Origin of the sequence: Micromonospora sp. CPCC 205539 (genome assembly GCF_036906815.1) — a bacterium.
In the GTDB taxonomy this organism is placed as follows: Bacteria; Actinomycetota; Actinomycetes; order Mycobacteriales; family Micromonosporaceae; genus Micromonospora.
The window spans coordinates 1-19,467 of the sequence record NZ_JBAKHW010000043.1 but is presented as its reverse complement, the minus strand read 5'-3'; the positions used below and the strand labels follow the sequence as shown (position 1 = coordinate 19,467).

The following is a 19,467-nucleotide window of genomic DNA, read 5'->3' as shown; positions in this document are numbered from 1 at the left end:
TAGGCGTGCCGGGTGCGGGGCCGCCGGGTCCCCGCACCCGGAGGGGGCGCGGTGCGGCTGACGGGGGTGTCCCGGGAGTCCGGCTGGACCGGGCTGTCCGTGCAGACCACGCTGGCCAACCCGAGCACCCGTCCGGGCCTGCGCCTGCCGGGGCGGGTGACGGTCGCGGCCGGGCCGGATGACGTGCTCGTGCGGCACATCCGACTCGGCCTGGTCACCACGGTCGAGCCGGACGACCCGGACGCCGCCCGGCGCCTGGTGCAGTTCCACCAGGTGCCGATCGCCGGCCGGTTCGTCGTACCGGCCGGTCGCCGACGGGCGGTGGATTTCGCGGTGCCGCTGCCGTGGGAGACCCCGGTGACCATCTTCGGCGGGGTGCCGCTGTTGAGTCTGCGGATGGGCCTGCGGACCGAGGTGTCCGTCGATCCGGAGCTCGACCAGGGGGCCATGGTGCCGGTCTTCGTGCACCCCGTCCCCACCCAGCAGTACGTGCTCGCGGCCCTGGACACGCTGGGCTTCCAGATCCGGCAGGCCGGGTTGCAGGAGGGCGGGCTGCCGGGGGTGGAGCAGACGCTGCCGCTGCACCAACGGTGGGGCTACTGGGCGGCGCCGCTCTATGCCGGCCCGATGACCGAGCTGGAGGTGATCCTCGTGACCAACGCGGCGGGACTGGAGGTGATCCTCTGGATCGACCGCCGGCTGGCGCTGGCCGGGATCACCCACCAGAGCATCAGCCGGTTCCGGATCTGGCACGCCGACGCCGACCGGCGGGACTGGATCTCCACGGTGGACGGCTGGCTGCGTATGGCCATCAACCGGCACGCGGCGGCGGCCTCGGATGCCGACTGGTCGGCGCGGATCACCGAGTCCGCCCACGTCACCCGCCATCCCGACGAGCCGGTGAAGCCCGGCTACGGCTTGGGCGGCACCGCCGGCGGCGCGGGCGTGGGCGGCGGCGGCTCCGGCGGTGACGGCACCTAGCTGGCGCTGGCCGTGGCCAGTTTGAGGCTGAAGGCCAGAAAGAGGGTGGCGACGGCGGTGGTGCCGCCGACGGCGAGCCGGCGGCGCTGCCGGAACTGCGCGGCCAGGAACGTGCCCGCGAAGATCAACGCGGTGAGGTAGAGCGCGCTGGCCGCCTGGGCGATCAACCCGAGCAGCAGGAACGACAGCGCCGGCCAGGCATAGCCCGGGTCGACGAACTGGATGAAGAACGAGATGAAGAACAGGATCGCCTTCGGGTTCAGCAGGCTGATCACCAGCGCCTTGCGGAACGGGCTGCGCTCCGGTGCCGGCTCCGCGGCGTCGATGAGCCGCGGCGTGCTCGGGTCGTTGCGGTCGCGCCAGCGCCGCCAGGCGGCGCGCAGCATGGTCACCCCGACATAACCGAGGTACGCGGCACCGGCGTACTTGATCACCAGGAACAACGGGGGGTACGCCTTCAACAGCGACGCCACCCCGGCGGCGGAGAGGAACATCAGCACCCCGTCGCCGACGAACACTCCGCTCGCGGCTCGGTACCCGGTCGCCACGCCCCGTTTGGCGGCGGTGGAGAGCACGAAGAGCGAGTTCGGCCCGGGCAGCAGGATGATGGCCACGGTGCCCAGTACGTACGTCCAGATGTCGGTGATCCCCAGCACGCCCGCCATCATCACGCCACCGGGGCCGTACGGCGAAGTCTTTCTCGCAGCTTGGCCTGTGCGCTCGGCCACTCGTCGACGGTCATGGCGTACTGCACGGTGTCCCGCCAGGAACCGTCCGGGCGTTGCCGGTGCATCCGCAGCACCCCCTCGCGGGTGGCACCGAGCCGCTCGATGGCCGTCTGTGAGCGCTCGTTGCGGATGTCGGTGTGCCAGGCCACCCGCACCGCGCCCAGCTCGTCGAAGGCCCGACCGAGCAGCAGCAGCTTGGCCTCGGTGTTGATCGCGGTACGCCACCACGGCCGGCCGAGGAACGTGTGCCCGATCGCCACCGACCGCCGCTCGGGGTCGATCTCGTAGTACGAGGTGGTGCCGACCACCGCGCCGGTCACCGCGCAGCGCTGCACCCAGGGCACCCGCTCGCCCCGGTGCTGGGCGGCCAGCGCGGCGGCGACCACCGCGGCGGTGCCGGCCGGTTCGGTGGGCCGCGCGCTGCTGAGGTGCCGCCAGACCTCCTCGTCGTCGCACGCGGCGTGGAGTTCGTCGGCGTGTGCCAGGTCCAGTGGCTCCAGCAGCACGTGCTCGCCGCGCAGCGGCACCGGGTCGTGCCACGGCGTACGGGCGGTCCGTAGCGACGCCGGCAGCGGCACGGTGACCCCGGCGTCCGGTTCGGGCGCCCCGGCGGTCAGCCGCAGCGGCAGCACCCCGGCCCAGTGCGGCAGGTGCAGGTCGGCCTCGTCCTCGCGGACCCCACCGGTGCGGGACCGCACCGCCACCTCGCGCAGCGGCAGCGCCAGTACGGCGGTCTCGGCCATCTCCCGCCGGCTGGGCGGGCGGCTGTCCGTGCTGCGCCCGGCGGCCACCTTCTCCACCAGTGCGGTGAGCATGGCGGACTTCTCCCGCTCGTCGGTGACCAGCCGGGCGGTGCCGTGCGCGACCACCGAGCGGTAGTTGGCGCTGTGGTGGAACTGGGAGCGGGCCAGGACCAGCCCGTCCAGCAGGGTCACCGCGACGCAGACCGGCAGCCCGTCGCCCCGGGCGGCGAGCAGTGGCCGGCTGCCGGTCGAGCCGTGCAGGTAGAGCGTGTCGCCGATGCGAACGTGCAGGGTGGGCAGCACGCGGGGCTCGCCGTCGACGGTGAACCCGAGCGCACACGTGTACGCCTCGTCGAGCACGGCGTGTGCGGCGTCCGCGTCGTAGCTCATCTTCTCGCGGGAACGCTTGGGGATGGTCCGAGCGGTGGGTGGGTACATGCTCGCCCCTTTGTTCTAGTACAATCTCTTATTTGTGTCAGCACACTATCAGGTCACCGGCGCGACGGCCGTCGCGATTTCGGCCAGCATCGAGTCGGGCATCCGTACCGAGGCGCTGCCCCCCGGGGCCGCACTACCGCCGGTCCGGGTGCTCGCCGCCGAGCTGGGCGTCAGCCCGGCCACCGTCGCCCGCGCCTACCAGGAGCTGCGCCACCGCGGCCTGCTCGCCACCGCGGGACGACACGGCACCAAGGTCCGCCCCCGGCCGCCCGTGGCCGCCCGCCGCTCCGCGCTCCGCCCCGGGGCGCTGCCAGGTGCCCGTGACCTGTCCCAGGGCGAGCCCGACCCCCGGCTGCTGCCCCCGCTCGGCCCGCACCTGGCGGCCCTCGCCGCCGACACCGGCCCGCCGGTCGGCTACTCCCACGCCGGTGTGCTGCCCGAGCTGGCCGCCGTGGCCCGCGCCCGGCTGGCCGCCGACGGCGTACCGGCCGGGGAGCTCACCCTCACCGGCGGCGCGCTGGACGGCATCGAACGGCTGCTCGGCGCCCACCTGCGGCCCGGCGACGCGGTCGCCGTCGAGGATCCGGGCTGGGCCAACCTGCTCGACCTGATCGCCGCGTTGGGGCTGCGTCCGATCGGCGTACCGCTGGACGACGAGGGGCCCCTGGTGGCCGGCGTGGCCGCCGCGCTGGCCGCCGGCGCGCGGGCGCTGGTCGTCACCAGCCGAGCGCAGAACCCGACCGGCGCCGCCGTGTCCGCCGCCCGAGCGAAGGAGCTGCGGGCGCTGCTCGCCGGCCGGCGCGACCTGCTGCTGATCGAGGACGACCACGCCGCCGAACTGGCCCGCGTACCGCTGCACCCGCTGGCCGGTGCGACCGTGAGCTGGGCCTTCCTGCGCTCGGTGAGCAAGCCCTTCGGTCCGGACCTGCGGCTCGCCGTGCTGGTCGGTGACGAGACCACCGTGGCCCGGGTGGCTGGCCGGGCACGGGTCGGCGCCGGCTGGGTCTCCACTGTGCTGCAACGACTGGTGCTCGGGCTGTGGCGTGACCCGGCGGTCACCGAGCTGGTGCGGCGCGCGGCGGCGAGCTACGAACAACGGCGCGAGGGGCTGCTGGCCGCGCTGGCCGAGCACGGCCTGACCGCGTACGGCCGCAGCGGGATCAACATCTGGCTGCCGGTGGCGGACGAGACCAGCGCGATCACCACGCTGCGCGACGCCGGCTGGTCGGTCTCACCCGGCGCGCTCTACCGGATCGCGGCCCCACCCGCCCTCCGCATCACCGTCAGCCCGCTCACCACCGCCGACCTGGTGCCCTTGGCCGTCGCCCTGACCCGAGCCGCCAACCCAACCCCACCCGAAGGCTTCACCACCTGACCCCCTCCCCCCCCCCCGCGCCCCCGCCTCCCTCGCTCGCGATCTTGCAGTTTGGGTCGCTGATATCTCCCGCTTCGTCCGCTATGTCGAGGCGGAAAGTGCAAGATCGCGGTGGTTCGGGGCGCGGGAGGTGGGTATGCGGGGCGCCGGAGAGCGAGGGGGATGGGCATGGCTTCGGCGGGGACGCGCAAAGGCCTATGGATCGTGCTCGTGCTGGTGATCGTCGTGGCCGTGATCGCGCTGATCGCGATCGCGTCCGGTGGTGACGGCGGCGGTAACGGGTACTGACGGCGCGGCTGCCAAGGGCGTACCCGGCATCGGTGATCGTTCGTTGCGGCCAGGGCCCCGTGCCAGCCACGGGCGTCGGCCGGGCGGCGGGATGCGCGAGGATGGGGTCACCCCCGTCCCGAGGAGCGCCGATGGCCACCGACCTGACCGCGCCGCAGCCCGTCCGGCTCGATGTCGCGCCGATCCAGCGGCGTACCCTGCGGCTGCTCTTCACCACCCAGATCATCGGCGGCATCGGCGTGACCATCGGTCTCTCCGTCGGCGCGCTGCTCGCCGCCCGCGTCGCCGGCACCGCGATGGCCGGTCTGGCGCAGAGCACCGGAGTGGTCGGCGCGGCTCTGCTCGCGATCCCGGTCACCCGGATCATGGCGCGGAGCGGGCGCAGGCCCGGCCTGGTGGTGGCGTACTCGGTCGGTGCCGTCGGCGGCGTACTGGTGGTGCTGGCCGCGGCCGCCCACTCGGTGCCGCTGCTCTTCCTCGGCATGCTGTTCTTCGGCGGGGGCACCGCCGCGAACCTGCAGGCCCGCTACACGGCGGTGGATCTCGCCGAGCCGGCCCGTCGGGGTCGGCAGCTCTCCCTGGTCGTGTGGGCCACCACGATCGGCGCGGTGGCGGCACCGAACTTCGCCGCGCTCGCCGACCACGCCACCATCGGCTGGGGGCTGCCGCCGCTGGCCGGCCCGTTCGCGTTCAGCGCGGTCGCGTTCGCGCTGGCCGGCGGCGTACTCCTCGGGTTGCTCCGGCCCGACCCACTGCTCACCGCGCGCCGTCTCGCGGCGGCGACCGCCGCGCCGGCTGACGGCGGCCCGACCGCCGCGCCGGTCGAGGTGCGCGCGCCGCGCGGCGCCGGGATGCGGGCGGCCTGGTCGGTGGTACGCGGACAGCCGGCCGCCCGGCTCGGCATCGCCGCGGTGGCGATGGGTCACCTCGTGATGGTGGCGGTGATGGCGATGACCCCGGTCCGGCTCGGCGAGTCGCATGCCGACGCCGACGTGCTGCGGCTGGTCGGCATCGTGTTGAGCCTGCACATCGCCGGCATGTACGCGTTCTCCCCGCTGGTCGGATGGCTCACCGACCGGCTCGGCCGGCGGACGGTGATCCTCGGCGGGGTCGGGCTGCTGCTGGCCGCCTGCGCGGTCGCCGGCACCGCCGGGCACCACACGCCCCGGCTCTCGGTCGGTCTGCTCCTGCTCGGGCTGGGCTGGTCGGGGACGATGGTGGCCGGCTCGACGCTGCTCTCCGAGTCGGTGGCGGCCGACGTGCGGCCCAGCGTCCAGGGGCTGTCCGACCTGATCATGGGGCTGGCCGGGGCTGGCGCGGCCGCGATCAGCGGGTTTGTCATGCAGGTCGCCGGTTATCCCGTGCTCACCCTGCTCGCGGCGGTCGCGACCGTGCCCCTGGTGGCGCTAGCGTTGCGCCCGGTGCCGACCGGGGCACCGGACGAGGAGGGCTGATCACGTGCGGCTGACCGACTTCTGGACGCGGCTGGAGGAGGCGTTCGGGCCCGGCTACGCGGCCAGCATCGCCCGCGACCAGGTGCTGTCCCAGCTCGATGGGCGGACCATCGAGCAGGCGCTGGCGTCGGGGGCACAGACCCACGTGGTGTGGCGGGCCGTCTGCGCCGCATATCCCGATCGAGTGCCCGCACGACTACGCTGAGCAGCCTTTTTCTGCTTCCGCGTGTCGCTTGTTGAGTCGTACACCTGTTCGGCTATTGTCCACAGCGGGGTGCTCGTCCACAGCTCGCGGCCCGTCGGCTGGTTTTCTGTCGGACCCAGCGCCTAGCGTGTCCGCGTGACGCGAAGCTCAGCAAAGACGCCGGCGAAGGCAGGGGTGGCAACCATGGCAGCAGGGCCTGACCGGGAGAAGGCACTAGACCTTGCTCTCGCTCAGATCGACAAGCAGTTCGGCAAGGGCTCGGTGATGCGGCTGGGGGAGCGGCCGGTCGTCCAGACCGCCGTGATCCCGACCGGCTCCATCGCGCTCGATGTCGCGCTCGGTGTGGGCGGTCTGCCGCGCGGCCGGGTGGTCGAGATCTACGGCCCGGAGTCCAGCGGTAAGACCACGGTGGCGCTGCACGCGGTGGCCAGTGCTCAGCGGGCCGGCGGCATCGCGGCCTTCATCGACGCCGAGCACGCGCTCGACCCGGAGTACGCGAAGGCCCTCGGTGTCGACACCGACGCGATGCTGGTCTCGCAGCCGGACACCGGCGAGCAGGCACTGGAGATCGCGGACATGCTGATCCGCTCCGGCGCGATCGACATCATCGTGATCGACTCGGTGGCGGCCCTGGTGCCGCGTGCCGAGATCGAGGGCGAGATGGGCGACAGCCACGTGGGCCTCCAGGCCCGGCTGATGAGCCAGGCGCTGCGGAAGATCACCGGTGTGCTCAGCAACACCGGCACCACGGCGATCTTCATCAACCAGCTCCGGGAAAAGATCGGCGTGATGTTCGGCAGCCCGGAGACCACCACCGGTGGCCGGGCGCTGAAGTTCTACGCCTCGGTCCGGCTCGACGTGCGCCGCATCGAGAGCCTCAAGGACGGCACCGACGTGGTCGGTAACCGCACCCGGGTCAAGGTCGTGAAGAACAAGGTCGCGGCGCCGTTCAAGCAGGCCGAGTTCGACATCATGTACGGCAAGGGCATCTCGCGCGAGGGCTCGCTGATCGACGTCGGCGTGGAGCAGGCGATCATCCGCAAGTCCGGCGCCTGGTACACGTACGACGGCGACCAGCTCGGCCAGGGCAAGGAGAAGGCCCGGGAGTTCCTCAAGGAAAACCCGGACGTGGCATCCGAGATCGAGAAGAAGATCCTGGAGAAGCTCGGCGTCGGGGTCGGCGCGGGCGACGCCGCCGGTGGCCCGGAGCTGCCGCCGGTCGACTTCTGACCGGTCGCTGACCCATGGCAGGACGACGCGCCCGTACGGGACGGGGCTGGGATGCCAGCCCTGCCCGTACGGGCGACGCCACCGAGACGCCCCGCCCCCGCCGGGGTCGCCGCGGCCGATCCGAGGACACCGACGCGGTCGAGTCCCCGGCGACACCTCGCGACGAGTCGGAGGTGGCCCGCGAGATCTGTCTGCGCCAGCTCGCCGTCCGGCCGCGCACCCGGGCCGAGCTGGCCGGGGCGTTGGCCAAGAAGGGGATCTCCGAGGAGGTCTCGGCCGAGGTGCTCGACCGGTACGACGAGGTCGGCATCATCGACGACGCCGCGTTCGCCCGGGCCTGGGTGTCCAGCCGGCACTCCGGGCGGGGCCTGGCCCGCAGGGCGCTCGCCAACGAGCTGCGCCAGAAGGGCGTGGACGGCGACGTGGCCATCGAGGCGCTCGGTGAGCTGGACGAGGAGACCGAGGCGGAGACCGCCCGTGCCCTGGTGGAGCGCAAACTACGCACCGCCCGGGGTGAGCCCGACGCGGTCTTCCGCCGGCTGGTGGGCATGCTGGCCCGCAAGGGCTACCCGCCCGGGGTGGCGATCCGGGCGGTGAAGGACGCTCTCGCCGCGCAGAGCGCCGAGGCGGCCGAGTTCGCCGACCAGATCGACGCCGACGCGCTCGCCGACGCCGAGGGCGAGCTGGAGCGCGACAACCGTTCGGTCGAGTGAGCGGTCCGAGGCGACCCGCGCCGGGAGTGTGTCCCAACGCTGAAGGCGTGCCTGAACGGCGGGCGTAGCCGGAGCGCACACCCGGCAGTGCCGGTCATCCCGGCCGAGTTGGCCGCCGATGCGGCCCGCTGTGCCGCGCTCGGCGCGACGGCCGTGCACATCCACCCCCGGGATGCGGCAGGCGCTGAATCTCTGCGCCCAGAGGTGATCTCCGCCGCGCTCGACGCGATCCGTGCCGCCCGGCCCGGGTTGCCGGTCGGGGTGAGCACCGGGGCGTGGATCGAGCCGGACCCTGCTGCCGGTCCCGGCGCGGGCGGCTCGCCCGGCCTCGGATCGACTACGGAGCGTTGACGGTCCTGCGGGCAACATTCTGCTGAGCGGTGTACCTCAGAGGCATAAATATGACTCTGAGGTATACCGCGCACAGCGTAAATCGCGCGCCCAGGTCCCGGCCCCGCCCTGATAGGGCGCACCGGAGCGGCTGATCGTGCGCTGATCGCACTCGCTGATCGTGCGCGGATCGTGCGCAGATCGTGCGGGGATCGTGCGGGCTGATCGTGCGGGCTGATCGCACTCGATCCAGGATCTAGTTGTATCGCTGCGACGGCGAGGCCACTACTTCCAGGATCGAGCACGATCTTGGCCGAGATCGGCCAAGATCTGCGCAACTTCGGGGAAAGTGCTGCCTTCGGCGCGTCGCAGGCAGCAACTTCCCCGAACTTGCGCGGATCTTGGTGCGGGGTGCGGGGTGCGGGGTGCGGGGTGCGGGGTGCGGGGTGCGGGGTGCGGGGTGCGGGGTGCGGGGTGCGGGGTGCGGGGTGCGGCGCGCATGAGGCGCGCGGCACAGGGTCGCTGGTGTCACAGAGTGGGGTTGCGCGCCGTACCGACATCGCTGAACAGGCATGACATCCGAATTCGCGCTGACGGCTCGCCGCGTTTGTCCTTCCGTGTCCGACACCGCATCAGCTTTGGGTGACGGTACAACTTCGCTCCGTTCGGGGGGTTTGATCATGAGTCCTTGACCAGACCACCCCCGTAGACCTAGCCTCGCCATACAGGCTCACATTGCCCGACCATTGCAGGCTAAGCGCACAACATAGATCGCGTAACAAGACAGCATCACTTTGGCCGACTCCGCGGCCTTTGGCGGCAGTTCCGGACTGGCCGGTCCGGCGCTTCGCGACAACTGCACCCGGTCGCCGACGACGCCTGCGGGCATCGCCGGCGCAGAGAGCTACCCACGGCCAGCCGCTCCGGTCGGGCGTCCACAGCCGCAGGAGTGTGTCATCGACACGGTCGCTGCGGTCGCGATGTTCAGGGGAGGCGGCCATGGCGGGGCGGCGGCACAGGTTCACCGGTGGGCCCCATGAGGTCCGGGCATGAGCGCCTTCGACGTCGTGCTCCTCGCGGCTGTCGTGATTCTCGCCGCGGTGGTGATCGGGGCCGTGCTGTTCGGCGTCCGGGCGATGCGCCGGATGGGTGCGGCGCCGGCGCCGGACGATCCCGCCTTCATCGCCGAGAAGGACCGCCAGGAGCAGTCGTTGGCGGCTCTGCGTTCCGCGGCCGACGAGGCGAGCAGCACCATCGACGTGGCGAAGTCCGCAGCAGCCGGCGCTCGCGCCGAGGCGGCGGCGGCGAAGGCCGAGGCGAAGGCGGCCCGGGCCGAGGCCCGGCGGGTGCTCGACGACGCCCGTGCCGAGGCGGACACCGTTCTGGAGCGAGCGCACCGGCAGGCTGAGGCGGACGCGGAGCAACTGCGGACGACGGCCCGGCGCAGCGGCGAACGGGAGGTCGCGGTGCTCGCCGCCACCACCCGGGAGCAGGCGGCCGAGGTTGAGCGCCGGGCGGCCCGGATGGACGAGCGGGAGCGGCTGCACACCGAGGAGGTGGAGCGGTTCGCCGAGCGGGAGAGGCAGCTCACCGCGGCCAGCGCCGCCCTCGCGGCCCGGGAGTCCGCGCACGCCCAGCGGGAGACCGAGCTCGCCGAGGCGGAGGAGCTGCGCCGCCGGGAGTTGGAGCGGGTTGCCGGGCTCACCGCCGAGGCGGCCCGCCAAGAGTTGATCGACGCGATCGAGACGCAGGCCAAGCGCGAGGCGTCGCTGCTGGTACGGGACATCGAGTCCGACGCACGCAACACCGCGGAGCAGCGGGCCCGGCACATCGTGGTCGACGCGATCCAGCGGGTGGCCAGCGAGCAGACCGCGGAGAGCGTGGTCAGCGTCCTGCACCTGCCCGGCGACGAGATGAAGGGGCGGATCATCGGCCGGGAGGGGCGCAACATCCGCGCCTTCGAGTCGGTGACCGGCGTCAACCTGATCATCGACGACACCCCGGAAGCGGTGTTGCTGTCCTGCTTCGATCCGGTACGCCGGGAGGTCGGCCGGCTCACCCTGGAGAAGCTGGTGCTGGACGGGCGGATCCACCCGCACCGGATCGAGGAGGTCTACGACCTGGCGCGGCAGGAGGTGGAGGAGCTCTGCCTCCGGGCCGCCGAGGACGCCCTGGTGGAGGTCGGCATCACCGAGATCCACCCGGAGATGGTCTCCCTGCTGGGCCGGTTGCGCTACCGCACCTCCTACGGGCAGAACGTGCTCAAGCACCTGGTCGAGACCGCGCACATCGCCGGCATCATGGCCGCTGAGCTGCGGCTGGATGTGCCCACGATCAAGCGGTCGGCGTTCCTGCACGACATCGGCAAGGCCCTCACCCACGAGGTGGAGGGCAGCCACGCCATCATCGGCGCCGATCTGGCCCGCAAGTACGGCGAGCACGAGGACGTGGTGCACGCCATCGAGGCGCACCACAACGAGGTTCCCCCGCAGACCATCGAGGCCGTGCTCACCCAGGCCTCCGACGCCTGCTCCGGTGGTCGGCCGGGCGCGCGCCGGGAGAGCCTGGAGGCGTACGTCAAGCGGCTCGAACGCATCGAGGAGATCGCGGCCAGCAAGCTCGGTGTGGACAAGGTCTTCGCCATGCAGGCTGGCCGGGAGATCCGGGTGATGGTCAAGCCGGACGACGTGGACGACATCGGGGCGGCCGTGCTGGCCCGGGACGTGGCCAAGCAGATCGAGGAGGAGCTGACCTACCCGGGTCAGATCCGGGTCACCGTGGTCCGTGAGTCCCGGGTCACCGAGATCGCCCGCTGACGTCTCGAGGACTGTCGGCGGAACGAGACCTCCGGTGAGATTTGAGCGGTAACCGCATCGACATGATCCGCATAGTTCTATATTCTTATGCCTCATTGCGTCGAAAGCGTCGCAAGAGGGACGGGGAGGCACTATGCGTAGAAGGTCGATTCGTAGCTTGGTCAGCACCGGATTCGTTCTGGCGGTGATCAGCTCGGGCATCGTCGTGGTGGAAAGTGCTCCGGCGCAGGCGGCTCCCTGCACCGCATCACGGGACTGGACCTACACCCACGGCGCCAAGTCCCAGTGCGCTGCGGGGACGTATCGCTGGTGGCACCGGGTCTGGATCAGGTGTGTTGAGGGACCCAACAACACGACCAAGACCTACTACGGCAACTACGCCGGAGGGACCTCCGTGTCCAAGGTTCAGTGCGGCTCGGGCGCGACCAAGAGCGTCTCCGGCTACGGCGTGGAGCAGGGCCAGGACGACTGAGATTCGATAGCTCGTACCGGAGCGGCGCAGGGGATGACCGATGTGGTCAGCATCCCTGCGCCGCTTTGGCGGATATCGGGGGCCCGCGTCGTGATCTGGCAACACGACCGATTGGTCAGATCATCCGGGCGGCGTCCTCACCGGCGTTCTGGGCGGGCAGCACCTTCGCCGCCGTGCGCCTGGTGCGGCCCATCCGCTTCTGCAACCACCAGGCGAGGGCCGACAGCGCGCCGCAGATGGCGATGTAGATCGCGGCCACGATCAGGTACGCCGGCACGTACGGCAGCCCGAACGGCAAACGGCCGCCGATCTGCTTACCCACGAAGAGCAGCTCGGGGTACGTGATGATGAAGCCCAGGGCGGTGTCCTTGAGCAGCACCACGAGCTGGCTGACGATGGCCGGGAGCATCGAGCGGACCGCCTGCGGCAGCAGGATCAGCCGTAGCACCTGGTTCTTGCGCAGGCCGACCGCGTACCCGCCCTCGGTCTGCCCGTAGGGGACCGCGTTGATGCCGGCCCGGAAGATCTCCGCGAGCACCGACCCGTTGTAGAGCGTCAGCCCGATGACCAGCGCCCACAGCTTGTCGATCGACCAGCCGTACTGCAACGGCACGTAGTAGCCGAAGAAGATCAGGATCAGCAGCGGGATCGCCCGGAACAGCTCCACCACGAAGGTGGCCGGGGTGCGCAGGATCCACTTGTCGCTCAACCGCGCGCTGGCGAAGACCGCACCGAAGAGCAGCGCCAGGACGGCGGCGATGGCGGCCGCCTTCAGCGTGGCCCCGAGGCCGGTGAGCAGTTCGCGCTGCACCGAGGCGTACTGGAACTGCTCCCACTTGCGGGCCTCGAACTGGCCGGTGTCGGCGAACTTGTAGCCGATGTAGGCGAGCAGGGCGATGATGCCGGCGGTGGAGACGACGCCGAGGATCGCGTTGCGGCGACGGGCCCGGGGGCCGGGCAGGTCGTACAGAATCGACGCCTGACTCAACTCAGCCACCTTTCGGTCGCGACTGCGGGGCTCGCAAGCTCATTCCTCGCGCTCACCGCGCCACCCTCCACTTGCGCTCGAGGATCCGCTGCAGGGCCACCAGCGGCAGGATCAGGATCAGGAAGCCGATGGTGATCCAGAGCAGGACGGCGAACTGCGGCTCGCCCCGCTCCGCCATGTACGACGGGATCGCGCCGGCCTCCAGCACCGAGAAGCCGGCGGCGATGGTGGTGTTCTTCAGCAGCGCGATGAACACGCTCATCAGCGGCGGGACCATGGCCCGCAGCGCCTGCGGCAGCACGATCAGCGTGAGCACCTGACCGAAGGTCATACCCAGCGCGCGCGCGGCCTCGGCCTGACCCGCGGCGACGGTGTTCACGCCGGAGCGGATCACCTCGCAGACGAAGGCCGAGGTGTAGACGGTCAGCGCGATGGTGGCGCTGGGGAAGTAGTCGATGTTGACGTCCAGCTTCGGCACCGCGAACACGAGGAAGGCGAAGACGAGCGTCAGGGGGGTGTTACGGACCAGGTTGACGTACGTGGCGCCGAACGCGCGCAGCGCCGGCACGGGGGAGACCCGCATCGCGCCGAGCAGCGTGCCGAGGACGAGGCTGCCGACCGCGGCGATCAGGAAGAGTTTGACGGTGTTGGTGAACCCCTCACGGAACAGTTGCCCGTTGTCCGTCAGTACGCGGAAGAACTCGCCCATGCCTCGCTCTCAGTCCTCGGACGGACGCCGGACGGGGACGAGCCCCGCCCGGCGTCGCAACTCGTGTCGAGCCGGTCGATCAGTACCGCTCGAGCGGCGGCGGGGTGCCGGCCGAGCCAGACTTGCCGAGCGTGCCGTCGTAGATCTTCTGCCAGGTGCCGCCGGTGAACGCGGCCTCGATCTGGTTGTTGACGTAGTCGCGCAGCGCCTTGTCGTCCTTGGGCAGGCCGATGCCGTACTTCTCGGTGCTGAACGGCTTGCCGACGACCTTGAGCTCGCTCGGGCTCTGTGCGGCGTAGCCCTTGAGGATGGCGTCGTCGGTGGTGACGGCGTCGACCTTCTTGTCGAGCAGCTGCGAGACGCACTCCGAGTAGGTCTTGAACTCGACGATGTTGTTCGGCTCGGTCAGGCCCTCGTCCCGGATCCTCTGGATCGGGGTCGAGCCGGTGGCCGAGCAGACCTTCTTGCCCTTGAGGGTGTCCTTGCCGGTGATCGACGACTCGTCCTTGCGGACCAGCAGATCCTGACCGGCGATGAAGTACGGGCCGGCGAAGGAGATGTCGTTCTTGCGCTTGTCGGTGATCGAGTAGGTGCCGACGTAGTAGTCGACCTCACCACCCTTGATCGCGGTCTCCCGGTTGGCCGACGCGATCTCCTTGTACTCGATCTTCGCCGGGTCGATGCCGAGCGTGCTGGCTACGTACTGGGCGATCTCGATGTCGAAGCCGCAGCGCTTGCCCTGGGCGTCCTTGTAGCCGAGGTTCGGCTGGTCGAACTTGACGCCGACGGAGACCTTGCCGGCCGCCTTGATCTTCTGGAAGGCGGGGCTGCCGGCGACGGCGGCGTCCGTCTTCGGGGTGAAGGTCGCACCGGACGACTGGCAGGTGTCGGACTGGGCACCGCCGGAGGCGCTCCCGCCGGCGCTCGGAGTCGGCTCACCCTCCTTGCCGCAGGCCGCGGCCGACAGGGCAAGGGAGGCCATCATGGCGACCGCCGCCACGCGCTTCATACGCATACTCATCTCCTTCTACGACAGAGCCCGCCGGTGACCGGCACGCTCCACTACGGACGCCTAGTGCGTGAGGATCTTGGAGAGGAAGTCCTTCGCCCGGTCGCTGCGCGGGTTCTCGAAGAACTCGGCCGGGGAGGCGTCCTCGACGAGCTTGCCGTCGGCCATGAAGATGACCCGGTTCGCGGCGTGCCGGGCGAAGCCCATCTCGTGGGTGACCACGACCATCGTCATGCCGTCGCTGGCCAGCGAGGTCATGACGTCCAACACCTCGCCGACCATCTCCGGGTCCAGTGCGCTGGTCGGCTCGTCGAAGAGCATCGCCTTGGGCTGCATGGCCAGCGCACGGGCGATGGCCGCCCGCTGCTGCTGGCCGCCGGAGAGCTGCGCGGGGAACTTGTCCGCCTGGTTGGCGATGCCGACCCGGTCGAGCAGGGCCAGGCCGCGCTCGCGGGCCACCGCCTGCTTCTCGTTGAGGACCTTGATCGGCCCCAGGGTGACGTTCTCCAGGATGGTCTTGTGGGCAAAGAGGTTGAAGGACTGGAAGACCATGCCCACTTCGCTGCGCAGCTTCGCGAGGGCCTTGCCCTCGGCTGGCAGCGGCCGGCCGTCGAAGGTGATGGTGCCCGAGTTGATCGGTTCCAGTCGGTTGATGGCGCGGCACAGCGTCGATTTGCCGGAGCCGGACGGGCCGATCACCACGACCACCTCGCCCCGACCCACCGACAGTGAGACGTCGTCCAGCACGTGCAGCGGCCCGAACCACTTGTTGACCGCGTCCAGCACGATGAGCGGTTCGCCCGTCGTCACGTCGTCCACCGTCCCTGTCGTCTCACCGGATCGGGGTCGGTTGACCCCCGGTGCGGCCACTGTAGGCGGCTTGATGTGGCGGAACGCAACCCGGCGGGTCACGGAGCGGTAACACCGGCCACGATCGTCGTCCAGCGTCGGTTCGGGGGCGGCAAGCAGTCGGTGTGGTGGCGCGTGCGCTCTGTAGCCGGGATCATGTGAGGATGACGGAACCGGTACGCCTCACGAAGTACGCCCGTGGCGGTGGCTGCGCCTGCAAGATCCCGCCGGGCGAGTTGGAGATCATGGTTGCCGGTCTCGGTCCGGCGACCGGCACCGCCGAGCTGCTGGTCGGTCTGGACCACGGTGACGACGCGGCGGTGGTCCGCCTCGACGAGCGGACCGGCATCGTCAGCACGGCCGACTTCTTCACCCCGGTGGTCGACGACGCCTACGACTGGGGGCGCATCGCCGCGGCCAACGCGCTCTCCGACGTGTACGCCATGGGCGGCGTCCCGCTGGTCGCGCTCAACCTGCTCTGCTGGCCGCGCGACGTGCTGCCGCTCGAGTTGGCCCGCGAGGTGCTGCGCGGTGGTCAGGACGTGGCCCGGGAAGCGGGTTGTCACCTGGCCGGCGGGCACAGCGTGGACGACGACGGTCCGAAGTACGGCCTCGCGGTCACCGGCACGGTCCGGCCGGAGGAGCTGATCACCCTCGACGCGGGCCAGGCCGGGGTGCCGCTGTCGCTGACCAAGCCGCTCGGGGTGGGCGTACTCAACACCCGGCACAAGGCGACCGGCGAGAGCTTCCCCGAGGCGGTGGCCACGATGAGCGCCCTCAACCGGGACGCCGCGCGCGCGGCCGTCGCGGCGGGTATCCGCTGCGGCACCGACGTGACCGGGTTCGGGCTGCTGGGGCACGCCTCGAAGCTGGCCCGGGCCAGCCAGCTCACGGTCGCCCTCGACACGGCCCGGGTGCCGTACCTGCCCGGTGCGCGGGAGGCGTTGCGCGACGGGTACGTCAGCGGCGGCAGCCGGCGCAACCTGGACTGGGTCACGCCGTGGACCGATTTCGGTGCGGCAGACGAGGGAGAGCGGTTGCTGCTGGCCGACGCGCAGACCTCCGGCGGCCTGCTGGTCGCTGGTGAAGTGCCGGGCGCCCCCGTGGTGGGTGAGTTGCTGCCTCGCGGTGAGCACCTCGTCGTCCTGCGCTGACCTCGACGAAGACCCGGCACAGACCCGGGTGTGGGTAAAAAAGGCGAGAGTCGATCGCGCGAACGGCGCACGATACCCGATAAACTGTCACCTTCCCGCTACTCCCAGCAACGTCGTGCTAGGAAATTTTGCCCGGAATGGTCACAGACCGGTAACTTGCCCCCGGCTGGGGTCAAATGCCCCCCACCATCGTGAGTAAGGCCCGATCCGGAGGCCGGTGGGGACGAACGCAGCGAGGAGGCGGAATGACCGAGCTGTGGAACTGGAGAATCGACCGGGCTCGACCCGTGGAGGTCTACCCGGCGCTGGCCGAGGCGCTCGGTCGGGTGGTGATGCCGCTGGCGGTGGCCGACCCGGCGCGGCTGCCGACGTACGCGGTGGTCTGCGACGTCTGGCAGGCGCCCGGCGAGTTCGCGACGATCGTCGACTGTTACGGGGTGCCCGAGCGGCTCTCCGAGCACGCCGGCATCGCCGCGCTGGCCCGGCTGCTGGAGCGCAACTGCCTGCTACGTGACGACACGCTCGACGCCGGCCGGCACCTGCTGGTCACCCCGGACGGCACGGTCCGCCCGGTGCACTTCGACATTCTGGACACTGACGACGGCGAGGTGCTCAGCCGGCAGCGGCTCTGCACGCTGGCCGACCCGGGCTGTCGGGGCTGGTCGCAGTGTCACCGGTCGCGTTGGGCGCCCGACACGGTCGTTCCGGCGCTCGCCGCGGCCTGACCCCGTGGGCCGGGCCAGCCCGCAGGTCGGGCGCGGCGTCCGCGGTCAGCCGTGGCTGGGGGCGGTGGCTGCGGCCTCGCGCTGGTCGACCTCGCTGAGCGCGGCCGGCCGGTCCGCGGCGGTCGGCCCGGCGCCCCGCACCACGAGCTGGTCGAGCAGCGTGCGGGTCGCCTCGGTGACGGCGGCCACCGCCGCGTCGAACGCGGCGGCGTTGTGCGCGGCGGGCGCCCGGAAGCCCGAGATCTTTCGGACGTACTGCAACGCCGCCGCCTCGATGTCCGCATCGGTCACCTGCGGGGTGAACGGCTCACGCAGCGTCTTGATGCTTCGGCACATGTCGTGCGCTCCTCGGTTCGGGGCGATCCGGCCGATCCGGATACGCTGTCCTCGTCATGACTACCGCAGCGGCGGGCAGCGCGCGCACCTACGAGGTGCGCACCTACGGCTGCCAGATGAACGTGCACGACTCCGAGCGCATCTCCGGCCTGCTCGAACAGGCCGGGTACGTGCGCGCGGCGCAGGCCGACGACACCCCTGACATCGTCGTCTTCAACACCTGCGCGGTGCGGGAGAACGCCGACAACCGGCTCTACGGCAACCTCGGTCATCTGCGTCCCGTGAAGGACAAGCACCCGGGGATGCAGATCGCGGTCGGCGGGTGCCTCGCCCAGAAGGACCGTGGCGAGATCGTCCGCAAGGCGCCCTGGGTGGACGTGGTCTTCGGCACGCACAACATCGGCGCGCTGCCGGTGCTGCTGGAGCGGGCCCGGCACAACTCCGCCGCCGAGGTGGAGATCCTGGAGTCGCTGGACGTCTTCCCGTCCACGCTGCCGACCCGCCGCGAGTCGACGTACGCCGGCTGGGTGTCGATCTCGGTGGGCTGCAACAACACCTGCACGTTCTGCATCGTGCCCTCTCTGCGTGGCAAGGAGAAGGACCGCCGCCCCGGTGACGTCCTCTCCGAGGTGCGCGCCCTGGTCGACGAGGGCGTCCTCGAGGTGACGCTGCTCGGGCAGAACGTCAACTCGTACGGCGTCGAGTTCGGCGACCGGTACGCCTTCGGCAAGCTGCTCCGTGCCTGCGGCGACATCGACGGGCTGGAGCGGGTCCGGTTCACCAGCCCGCACCCGAAGGACTTCACCGACGACGTGATCGCCGCGATGGCCGAGACGCCGAACGTCTGCCACTCGCTGCACATGCCGCTGCAATCCGGCTCCGACGACGTGCTCAGGGCGATGCGCCGGTCCTACCGGTCCGACCGCTACCTGGGGATCATCGAGAAGGTCCGGGCGGCGATGCCGGACGCGGCGATCACCACCGACATCATCGTGGGCTTCCCCGGCGAGACCGAGGCCGACTTCCAGCGCACCCTGGACGTGGTCCGCGAGGCCCGCTTCTCCTCGGCCTTCACCTTCCAGTACTCGAAGCGCCCCGGCACCCCCGCCGCGACCATGGACGACCAACTGCCCAAGCAGGTCGTGCAGGAGCGCTACGAGCGGCTGATCGCCACCGTCGAGGACATCACCTGGTCGGAGAACAAGCGCCTGGTGGGCGAGACCGTCGAGGTGCTGGTCGCGGTCGGCGAGGGTCGCAAGGACGAGCGGACCGGACGGATGTCCGGCCGGGCCCGCGACGGCCGCCTCGTGCACTTCGCGACGGCGGCACCCGGAGCGGCCGGCCAGCCCGGTGGCGCCGGCAGCATCGCGGGGGCCATCCGCCCCGGCGACATCGTGCACACCACCATCACGTACGCCGCCCCGCACCACCTCAACGCCGACGGCGCGCCGCTGTCGCACCGACGTACCCGGGCCGGTGACGCCGCCGAGGCGGGCCGCTCACCGCGTACCCCCGGGGTGTTGCTCGGTCTACCCACGATCGGCGCTCCGGCGGTCGCGCCCGCGCCCGCCAACGGCTGCGCCGCCCACTAAAGCAGCCCGCAGCCCGCAGCCCGCAGCCCGCAGCCCGCAGCCCGCAGCCCGCAGCCCGCAGCCCGCAGCCCGCAGCCCGCCGCGGCCGCCCGCGTCGATCTAGGGAAAATCGTCGTGAAGTGAGATCCACTCACAGTGATCTCCCCTAGATCGACGCGGGTGGCGCGTGGTGCGGGGCGCGGGGCGCGTGGCGCGGGCCGCGTGGTGCGGGTGGCGCGTGGCGCCTAACGCGCCGCGGACCGGGCGGCCGTGGCGGCCCGACCCGTCGTGGGCCGCGTGGCGCGGGTGGCGGGTGGCGCGGGCCGCGTGGCGCGGGTGGCGGGAAGTCGGAG

Annotated in this window: 19 protein-coding genes; 12 read left to right on the top strand and 7 right to left on the bottom strand. The window is 71.3% G+C overall.

What is annotated here, in order from left to right; all coding sequences use genetic code 11:
- Positions 1-51 precede the first annotated feature (51 nt).
- On the top strand, positions 52-981 hold the full coding sequence (locus V6V47_RS27690) for a sporulation protein (protein WP_334631315.1): 930 nt from the start codon (positions 52-54) through the stop codon (positions 979-981).
- On the opposite strand, the gene leuE is transcribed toward V6V47_RS27690, so the two are convergent.
- Positions 978-1,649 (bottom strand): leucine efflux protein LeuE, encoded by a 672-nt coding sequence (gene leuE / locus V6V47_RS27685; protein WP_334631314.1) that lies wholly within the window; start codon positions 1,647-1,649, stop codon positions 978-980. The genes V6V47_RS27690 and leuE overlap by 4 nt on opposite strands.
- On the bottom strand, positions 1,649-2,890 hold the full coding sequence (locus V6V47_RS27680; RefSeq protein WP_334631313.1) for a bifunctional pyridoxamine 5'-phosphate oxidase family protein/GNAT family N-acetyltransferase: 1,242 nt from the start codon (positions 2,888-2,890) through the stop codon (positions 1,649-1,651). The genes leuE and V6V47_RS27680 overlap by 1 nt, the downstream gene beginning before the upstream one ends.
- 34 nt (positions 2,891-2,924) lie before the next feature.
- Here V6V47_RS27680 and V6V47_RS27675 point away from each other — a divergent pair, with 34 nt between their 5' ends.
- The 8 genes from V6V47_RS27675 (at position 2,925) to V6V47_RS27640 (ending at position 11,773) form a co-directional block, all read left to right on the top strand.
- Entirely contained in the window at positions 2,925-4,265 is a 1,341-nt protein-coding gene (locus V6V47_RS27675; RefSeq protein ID WP_334631312.1) for an aminotransferase class I/II-fold pyridoxal phosphate-dependent enzyme, read from the top strand.
- Positions 4,266-4,684: 419 nt separating this feature from the next.
- Complete coding sequence (locus tag V6V47_RS27670) at positions 4,685-6,007, top strand: MFS transporter (protein WP_334631311.1); 1,323 nt, start codon at positions 4,685-4,687, stop codon at positions 6,005-6,007.
- A 4-nt stretch (positions 6,008-6,011) separates the two neighbouring features.
- On the top strand, positions 6,012-6,212 hold the full coding sequence (locus V6V47_RS27665; RefSeq protein ID WP_334631310.1) for a DUF3046 domain-containing protein: 201 nt from the start codon (positions 6,012-6,014) through the stop codon (positions 6,210-6,212).
- 183 nt (positions 6,213-6,395) lie between these two features.
- Positions 6,396-7,442, top strand: a complete 1,047-nt coding sequence (gene recA, locus V6V47_RS27660) for a recombinase RecA (RefSeq protein ID WP_334631309.1) — start codon at positions 6,396-6,398, stop codon at positions 7,440-7,442.
- 14 nt (positions 7,443-7,456) lie between these two features.
- Positions 7,457-8,155 carry a regulatory protein RecX gene (locus V6V47_RS27655; protein ID WP_334631308.1) on the top strand — a complete coding sequence of 233 codons (699 nt, stop codon included), beginning with the start codon at positions 7,457-7,459 and terminating at the stop codon, positions 8,153-8,155.
- A gap of 39 nt (positions 8,156-8,194) precedes the next feature.
- Positions 8,195-8,506, top strand: coding sequence for a 3-keto-5-aminohexanoate cleavage protein (locus V6V47_RS27650; RefSeq protein WP_334631335.1), 312 nt, complete (start codon positions 8,195-8,197; stop codon positions 8,504-8,506).
- 1,028 nt (positions 8,507-9,534) lie between these two features.
- Positions 9,535-11,301 carry a ribonuclease Y gene (rny, locus tag V6V47_RS27645; protein WP_334631307.1) on the top strand — a complete coding sequence of 589 codons (1,767 nt, stop codon included), beginning with the start codon at positions 9,535-9,537 and terminating at the stop codon, positions 11,299-11,301.
- A 157-nt stretch (positions 11,302-11,458) separates the two neighbouring features.
- Complete coding sequence (locus V6V47_RS27640; RefSeq protein WP_334631306.1) at positions 11,459-11,773, top strand: hypothetical protein; 315 nt, start codon at positions 11,459-11,461, stop codon at positions 11,771-11,773.
- A 115-nt stretch (positions 11,774-11,888) separates the two neighbouring features.
- Here V6V47_RS27640 and V6V47_RS27635 read toward each other — a convergent pair whose 3' ends face one another.
- The 4 genes from V6V47_RS27635 to V6V47_RS27620 form a co-directional block, all read right to left on the bottom strand.
- A complete protein-coding gene (locus V6V47_RS27635; RefSeq protein ID WP_442934315.1) occupies positions 11,889-12,761 on the bottom strand; it encodes an amino acid ABC transporter permease in 873 nt (290 codons plus the stop codon).
- A gap of 52 nt (positions 12,762-12,813) precedes the next feature.
- Positions 12,814-13,470, bottom strand: coding sequence for an amino acid ABC transporter permease (locus V6V47_RS27630; RefSeq protein WP_334631304.1), 657 nt, complete (start codon positions 13,468-13,470; stop codon positions 12,814-12,816).
- A gap of 79 nt (positions 13,471-13,549) precedes the next feature.
- Entirely contained in the window at positions 13,550-14,485 is a 936-nt protein-coding gene (locus V6V47_RS27625; protein ID WP_334631303.1) for a glutamate ABC transporter substrate-binding protein, read from the bottom strand.
- Positions 14,486-14,542: 57 nt separating this feature from the next.
- Entirely contained in the window at positions 14,543-15,298 is a 756-nt protein-coding gene (locus V6V47_RS27620) for an amino acid ABC transporter ATP-binding protein (protein WP_334631302.1), read from the bottom strand.
- 188 nt (positions 15,299-15,486) lie between these two features.
- Here V6V47_RS27620 and selD point away from each other — a divergent pair, with 188 nt between their 5' ends.
- A complete protein-coding gene (gene selD, locus V6V47_RS27615; RefSeq protein WP_442934314.1) occupies positions 15,487-16,482 on the top strand; it encodes a selenide, water dikinase SelD in 996 nt (331 codons plus the stop codon).
- Positions 16,483-16,727: 245 nt separating this feature from the next.
- The gene (locus V6V47_RS27610; protein ID WP_334631300.1) at positions 16,728-17,207 is read left to right on the top strand and encodes a hypothetical protein; all 480 of its coding nucleotides are present in this window, start codon (positions 16,728-16,730) and stop codon (positions 17,205-17,207) included.
- Between the two features lie 45 nt (positions 17,208-17,252).
- Here the strand turns inward: V6V47_RS27610 and V6V47_RS27605 are convergent, their stop codons facing one another.
- Positions 17,253-17,543 (bottom strand): DUF2277 family protein, encoded by a 291-nt coding sequence (locus V6V47_RS27605; protein ID WP_334631299.1) that lies wholly within the window; start codon positions 17,541-17,543, stop codon positions 17,253-17,255.
- Positions 17,544-17,599: 56 nt separating this feature from the next.
- On the opposite strand from V6V47_RS27605, the gene miaB reads away from it, so the two are divergent.
- On the top strand, positions 17,600-19,135 hold the full coding sequence (miaB, locus tag V6V47_RS27600) for a tRNA (N6-isopentenyl adenosine(37)-C2)-methylthiotransferase MiaB (RefSeq protein WP_334631298.1): 1,536 nt from the start codon (positions 17,600-17,602) through the stop codon (positions 19,133-19,135).
- The last annotated feature ends 332 nt before the right edge of the window (positions 19,136-19,467 follow it).